The organism is Stenotrophomonas koreensis (assembly GCF_001431525.1).
Classification (GTDB): Bacteria; Pseudomonadota; Gammaproteobacteria; order Xanthomonadales; family Xanthomonadaceae; genus Stenotrophomonas; species Stenotrophomonas koreensis.
In genome coordinates, this window is sequence record NZ_LDJH01000009.1 from 25,898 (window position 1) to 32,169 (window position 6,272).

Below are 6,272 nucleotides of genomic sequence, written 5' to 3' on the forward strand. Positions count from 1 at the left end.
AGCGGCAACGGGCCGCCCGTGCGGGCCGGTGCTCAGTGGATCGGCCCCGGTCTGGGATCCGGCAGCGGCGTTTCCAGCCCATGCGCTGTCTGGCCGCGGGTTCCGGCTGCCGGCAGCGCACTGCCTCAGCCGGTACTTCCCGCCGCTGCGTTGCTGTTGGCTTTTTCCATCATCACCAGCACCAGGCAGAGGGCGACAAAGCGTTCGTCGGCCGCCTCATCGCTGTGTACCTGCACCTGGTGGGTGTCGCGCAGGCTCAACCAGCGGCCCTGGGCATCGGCCAGTACCTGCCCACCACGCTGGATGCAAAAGCGCCTGTCCCACAGGTTGCCGGTGAGCGTGGCCCCATCCCAGCGGCCACCACGCACACGGTAGTGGCGGCGGAAGCTGAAGAGCCGGCCGACCACGGCAAAGGACTCGCCATCCAGCGTGGCATCAAAGTGCGGGCGAAAGCTGAGCAGGCGACGGCGCAGGGTGCCCACCACCCGCTCACCCTGCAGCAGCCGCCAGGTCGGCGAGAACAGCGCAAATTCCCCGCGTGCCTCGTAGCGTTCATTGCCTGCGCCATCGTTGATGTGGATGCGGCCGCGCAGCGACAGCAGGGCATTGGTGAGGGTGAGCTGGCGTGCCATGGCCGACGGCTCAGCGCAGGTCGAGGTAGTGGTGGATCAGCACCACGCACTGCGAGGCGAACAGCATCGTCGGCCCCAGCGAGATATGGCGCGTGCCCAGCCGCTCCAGGCTGTTGAAGCTCTTCTTCGGCATCGGGATGTGGTCGGTGAGCAGGAAGCAGGGGTTCGCGGCCAAGGCCTCGCTGCCGATCGGCGTGCCCTTGGGGTGCATCATGTACAGCTGGTGGTCGGCGGCCAGCCCCTGCACCAGGCGCTCGAAACTGGTGGTGGCAACGCTTACCCCTGGCTCGACATCGCGGCTCTGCTCCTTGCCCAGCCCGCGCGAGGCATCCAGCGCTGCGGCCACCTTGGCCAGCAGCGAACGCTCGTCAAAGCCACCGATGTCGCGCATCGCACTGGCTTCAAAACGGATGCTGCGCGAGAAATCCTGCGTGCTTTCCAGCACCAGGTACACCACCACGTCCGGGCGGTGGGCCTGGGCAACGAAGATCGCGTTCATCAGCGTGTGGGCCAGGATCTCGGTATGCGCCTCCTGGCCGATGGCGGCCAGCAGCTTCTCGCTGTCAGTGGGAGCGGCGCGCGCGCGCAGGACAAAGGTTCGCATGGATCACCCGGAAAACGGCTGGAAAAACCGGCGCCAGCACAGGCACCGTGCCGGGATCACCACCCGGCGCAGGCGGGCAGTGTAAGTGGGCCGCCAGCCAGCAGCCACCGCCACCAGCCCCGGCTCAACCGCGCCGCAGTGGCTCGCCCTTCCACAGGCACGCAATCAGTACCACAAGCACGATGCCGCCATGCACCGCCAGGAAGGGCACCAGCTGCCGGTTGGGTGGAAACAGCACAAAGCTGGCAACGATGGCGACCAGCGCCAGTGCATACACCCCCCAGCCCTGCCAGCACAGCGGCAGATCCCAGCCCAGCCCGGAAGGCTTGGCGCGGAACCAGTAACGGCGGCTGGCAGGCACGGCCGCGCGGCTGGTCGTGCGCGGTGCACCGCCCCCCTGCCCCGCACTCATGCCCACATCCGCGCAACAGGCGACGTACCGCTCCCCTGCTGGCGATGCAGAACGGGGCTACCCGAACCTGCCGACCCTCGTGAGCAACACCCCACAGCAATCTGCATTACCCCTCCCCTTGATCGAACGGCCGCAGCAGGACGCCCGGCTGATTGCTCCTTGGTGCCCCATCGACATGCGCTTTGGACAGACGCATCAGCTGTCGCGGCGACAACTACCTGCGCACGCTGCTGATACAAGGCGCACGAAGTTGCCTGCAGCAAGCCAAACTGGCCAATCCGCAGACCGCCAGTGCCGAGCAGATCTGGATCACGTCGCTGGCCAGCCGGTTGCCCTTTGGCAAAGTGCTGGTCGCCATCGCCAACAAACATGCGCGCCAGCTATGGGCGATGTTGCGACGAGGTGAGGACTACGACAGTGAGGCCTGGCTGCAGCATCCGATGGTGCAGCGGTCACGCAAAAAAGCTTTTGCAGCCTGAGTTTCAAACCGTTTCATCGCAGTGGATTCAACGCCGGCAGCGACACAGGTAACAAGCGGTCAGACCGCCCCGAAGAGAGCCTGACTAACAAGTTGGCGCCATGACATGCGAAGGCTGATCCCCCTTGCATGGGCGAAACCGTTGGATGAGCGAGGCCTTCGGGCGCGGTTTTTACCCTGGTCCGGTTTGGATGCATCAAACCCACAAGACCGATTATGACCAGCGGAAATCCCTGCGGGACGGAAATGCAGTCTGGCAATGTTTGAAACCCGTCGAGTCGATTGAATCAACTGCAGCAAAAACCCGGCAGATGCAAAGCCTGAAAGCGAAAGGCAAGGTCAGCGTGCTGCCGGAGTTGACGGGAAGCTCCTTACGGAATTGTTAGGTGTCACCGCAGTATGCGTCCCGCGCTGCCTGAAGATCATCAGTGACAAGGTCAACATTGTCCGTCAGAACACGAAGGCCGCGCACTCTCGTACGATTCTGATGATGTTTATTGGAAGTGAAGTATCCATAGAAGTTTCCGTCTCTGTCGACCACTACAGGTGGATCACTTGAGTACTTGTTCCAAGGGCTATCGCTGTTGTATTTAGATCCGAATGTTCCATATCTATTCCAGATGCTGGAATCGCTGTACCTAGATCCGAAGTCGCCGTATTTGTTGCAGATGGATCCTGAGTCGTACTTGCTGCATGTAGCACAGCCCAAGAACGTGTCATTGTTGCGTCCGCCGAACAGAAGCAGTTCTTGAGCGCTGACGCTCTGGGTTGCTGCAAGGAAGATGATGAATGCTGCGATAATCTTCATGTGACACCTAACGTTTGAATTCACCGGACTGCGCGGTATTTCGCGCAGGTCCGGTGGAATGATTGGTTAGCTATTTTTCTTAAGCTTCTGAAGTTCGCCAATGACGGTTCGCAATGCGCGCCTGTACCGAAACAGATCGCTGAATGAGAGTGACACCTCGTGACCGAGCTTTGCGTCGCCAACACCTGCTTTCTGAAGAATGTCGACTACGGATTTGTTGATTTTCCCACCGTTATGGACGACTGCATTTCTTAGAGCGCAAAGCTCAAGCATTCCATTAGCGGCCCACTCGTATTTTGCGTCAATTTTGGACTTGACCCACTCTACCTTGCTCGTCAGGTAGTTCGGCGGGGTGGCTCCTGCTTCTGTTATTAGTTGATTCAGACATTCGTCTGCAAGAACCGCAAGATTTACGAATAGGATCTTGACGATGTTTTCCGAGAGAATGCCAAAAACCTCTCCGTGGTCCTTTCCGTCCAGGTTTATTGACCCGTCCCTAAAATCTTTCGTAGGCAGCGATGACGTAAACCCGAGGTCGGATTGGTTCCATCGCTCTGCCGCCGAAAGGCTTTCAATCAGAGTCGTCAGGTTCCCAAGCTTTATTGAATTGGCGAGATGCAATGAATGAGCAACGCCATAGACCGTTTGGGACCACTGGAGCATTGAATTGTCGATATCCATATCACCCCTGGTTGAATTGAATGGCTAACGCCTGAAATAAGCCGTGCCACGAAGTGGCATCGGCTTGATTGAGTAAAAAGGAGACTTCCCGCTCTGGCGGCCAGGCCGCCGGCATCAAGTGCCATGATTGAGTTGGACCACAATCAGATTGAGGGGAAGTCTCCAATGGCTGATTCAACCACAAAAACGGTCGGCGTGGATCTGGCAAAGCAGGTCTTTGCCATCTGCGAAACCAACCACGGCGGGCACGTCATCCGACGGCTGGAACTGCGTCGTGATGCCTTCTGCCACTACCTGTCCCAACTGCCAGCGGCCAGCGTCGTGGCCATGGAAGCCTGCAGCGGTGCGCATCACTGGGCACGGCTGTGCCAGCGTCACGGCCTGATTCCCAAACTCATCGCTGCGCAGTTAGTTACCCCGTTCCGCAAGAGCGCGCGCAACAAGAACGACCGTAATGATGCCGAGGCGATAGCCACCGCCGCACGCCAGGGCAACATGCGCTTTGTCGCGGTCAAGGATGTCGATCAGCAGGCACGACTGTGCTGGCATCGCGTGCGCGAGGGCTACAAGACAGAAAGCCTGGCCATCAGCAATCGACTGCGCGGGCTGCTGGCTGAGTTCGGCCTTGCCATTGCCCAAAGCGACAGCGCGCTGCAGCGGGCACTGGCCGATGACCGGCTTCGCGCTCAATTACCGTCCACGCTGCTGCCCTTGATTGATGATCTGCACACACACTGGCAGCAGGTGAAACAGCGGATCGCGGCGATTGATCGCCAGGTTGCCGCACACGCCAAGGCCGATGCCCGCAGCGTGCGCGCCCAACAACTGGTTGGTGTGGGGCCACTGACGGCCGATGCGCTGGTGGCAAGCATCGGCAACGCCCATGAGTTTACGAATGGCCGACAGTTGGCGGCCTGGCTCGGCCTGACACCCACACAACACTCCAGTGGTAGCAAGGCGCATCTGGGCGGCATCAGCTGCCGCGGCGACAACTACCTGCGCACGCTGCTGATACAAGGCGCACGAAGTTGCCTGCAGCAAGCCAAACTGGCCAATCCGCAGACCGCGACAGCCGAGCAGATCTGGATCAAGTCGCTGGCAAGCCGGTTGCCCTTTGGCAAAGTGCTGGTCGCCATCGCCAACAAACATGCGCGCCAGCTATGGGCGATGTTGCGACGAGGCGAGGACTACGACAGCGAGGCCTGGCTGCAGCATCCGATGGTGCAGCGGTCACGCAAAAAAGCCATCGCCGCCTGAGTTTCAAACCGTTTCATCGCAGTGGATTCAACGCCGGCAGCGACACAGGTAACAAGCGGTCAGACCGCCCCGAAGAGAGCCTGACTAACAAGTTGGCGCCATGACATGCGAAGGCTGATCCCCCTTGCATGGGCGAAACCGTTGGATGAGCGAGGCCTTCGGGCGCGGTTTTTACCCTGGTCCGGTTTGGAAGCATCAAACCCACAAGACCGTTTACGGAATTGCAGTCTGGCAATGCTTGAAACCCGTCGAGTCGATTGAATCAACTGCAGAAAAAACCCGGCAGATGCAAAGCCTGAAAGCGAAAGGCAAGGTCAGCGTGCTGCCGGAGTTGACGGGAAGCTCCTTACGGAATTGTTAGCCAGCAGCTAGCAGACGATCTTATTTGGATATCGGTAGTCGACAACGATCCAGCTTTTGCGTGTGTCATCCCACTGGGCAATGTAAGCAATGACACAGCCACTAGAAACAACTGCACTTCCGCTTGATTGAACTGAGGCTTTGCCGAGCCAGTCGCCGTTGACCTGTGTTGCGCTACTGGAGGTGACGGCGGCTTGAGAAGAACCACCCCACATAAACTGGAATGCTCTCGATCCGTCACCCATGTCCATGACGCCCATGGGTTGGCCATTTGTCAGAATGACCTCGCGGATATCCTTGCCGACGTAGCCCTTCATTTCGGTGGAAACGCAAGCGCTTAACAGCAAGAGCAGGATAGGAATGAGCCTTTTCATGAACTTCCCCCTAGCGGCGGCTAACACCAAAGTTAAGCCGAATTGCAGCGCGAAGCCGACAACATGGCAAGCTCTTTCTGCCATGTTGTTGGCGCAGCGATGCAATTTCGGCTTGAACGCATTGTTAGACCTGCAGCTTCGACCTCACGGCCGCCACGGTTTCCTCCCAGTCCGAGAGTTCATCCGTTTCTTCCCAAAGTTCTCGAAGCTCAGAGTTGTCTCCGACGATGCGATCCAAGACTTGTACGGCTTGCGTCACTAAGCCTGGATCAGCTGTCGGTTTAGTGCGCGCGATCCACTCCGATAGCTCCTCTTCTTCTTGAGCCGCCGACGTTGGTCGACCCACGACTGCCGCTACTATTTCTGCCGCTGCAATGGCTTGGCTGGCGTCGGGTGCCTCAAGGTATTTATCGGCACCCAGCACCGCAGCGAAGATCTCACGAACTAACGTGAGATCAGAGCTGTCAGTCACATCCGAAAGAAAGTCAGCAGCGTCGTCGTTATCAAATGACCCATTTCCCCAAGCCCCCATCACTCTCTCCCTGCAGGTCTAACACCTAAGTTAAGCCGAACCGCGTAGTGGAGCAAAGCACATGGCAAGCTGTACCTGCCGTGTGCTTTGTGGAACGAAGCGGTTTCGGCTTGAATGATCGAATGGACTCCCCG

At 59.0% G+C, this 6,272-nt stretch carries 9 protein-coding genes and 1 pseudogene; 3 read left to right on the top strand and 7 right to left on the bottom strand.

Translation table 11 applies throughout. The annotated features are described in order from the left end of the window. Window positions 1–125: 125 nt before the first annotated feature. The 3 genes from ABB25_RS05960 to ABB25_RS05970 all read right to left on the bottom strand — a co-directional run bounded on the left by ABB25_RS05960 (window position 126) and on the right by ABB25_RS05970 (window position 1,648). On the bottom strand, window positions 126–632 hold the full coding sequence (locus ABB25_RS05960) for an LURP-one-related/scramblase family protein (protein ID WP_057664937.1): 507 nt from the start codon (window positions 630–632) through the stop codon (window positions 126–128). 10 nt (window positions 633–642) lie between these two features. Next, complete coding sequence (gene trmY, locus ABB25_RS05965) at window positions 643–1,236, bottom strand: tRNA (pseudouridine(54)-N(1))-methyltransferase TrmY (protein WP_057664939.1); 594 nt, start codon at window positions 1,234–1,236, stop codon at window positions 643–645. Between the two features lie 124 nt (window positions 1,237–1,360). Next, entirely contained in the window at window positions 1,361–1,648 is a 288-nt protein-coding gene (locus ABB25_RS05970) for a hypothetical protein (RefSeq protein ID WP_057664941.1), read from the bottom strand. Between the two features lie 194 nt (window positions 1,649–1,842). Between ABB25_RS05970 and ABB25_RS05975 the strand changes: the two are divergent. Both ABB25_RS05975 and ABB25_RS14525 read left to right on the top strand, forming a co-directional pair. Next, a pseudogene (locus tag ABB25_RS05975) lies at window positions 1,843–2,127 on the top strand (IS110 family transposase); the annotation flags it as partial. Window positions 2,128–2,272: 145 nt separating this feature from the next. Beyond that, entirely contained in the window at window positions 2,273–2,512 is a 240-nt protein-coding gene (locus ABB25_RS14525; RefSeq protein ID WP_152981060.1) for a hypothetical protein, read from the top strand. On the opposite strand, the gene ABB25_RS14230 is transcribed toward ABB25_RS14525, so the two are convergent. Both ABB25_RS14230 and ABB25_RS05980 read right to left on the bottom strand, forming a co-directional pair. Next, entirely contained in the window at window positions 2,509–2,934 is a 426-nt protein-coding gene (locus ABB25_RS14230) for a hypothetical protein (protein ID WP_083488135.1), read from the bottom strand. The two genes, ABB25_RS14525 and ABB25_RS14230, sit on opposite strands and share 4 nt — an antisense overlap. Window positions 2,935–3,000: 66 nt before the next feature. Then, window positions 3,001–3,615 carry a hypothetical protein gene (locus ABB25_RS05980; protein ID WP_057664945.1) on the bottom strand — a complete coding sequence of 205 codons (615 nt, stop codon included), beginning with the start codon at window positions 3,613–3,615 and terminating at the stop codon, window positions 3,001–3,003. A 165-nt stretch (window positions 3,616–3,780) separates the two neighbouring features. On the opposite strand from ABB25_RS05980, the gene ABB25_RS05985 reads away from it, so the two are divergent. Beyond that, window positions 3,781–4,872 carry an IS110 family RNA-guided transposase gene (locus ABB25_RS05985; RefSeq protein ID WP_057664947.1) on the top strand — a complete coding sequence of 364 codons (1,092 nt, stop codon included), beginning with the start codon at window positions 3,781–3,783 and terminating at the stop codon, window positions 4,870–4,872. 368 nt (window positions 4,873–5,240) lie between these two features. Here ABB25_RS05985 and ABB25_RS05990 read toward each other — a convergent pair whose 3' ends face one another. After that, window positions 5,241–5,690, bottom strand: a complete 450-nt coding sequence (locus ABB25_RS05990; RefSeq protein WP_057664949.1) for a hypothetical protein — start codon at window positions 5,688–5,690, stop codon at window positions 5,241–5,243. Between the two features lie 40 nt (window positions 5,691–5,730). Then, entirely contained in the window at window positions 5,731–6,138 is a 408-nt protein-coding gene (locus tag ABB25_RS14235; RefSeq protein WP_083488136.1) for a DUF4259 domain-containing protein, read from the bottom strand. Window positions 6,139–6,272 lie beyond the last annotated feature (134 nt).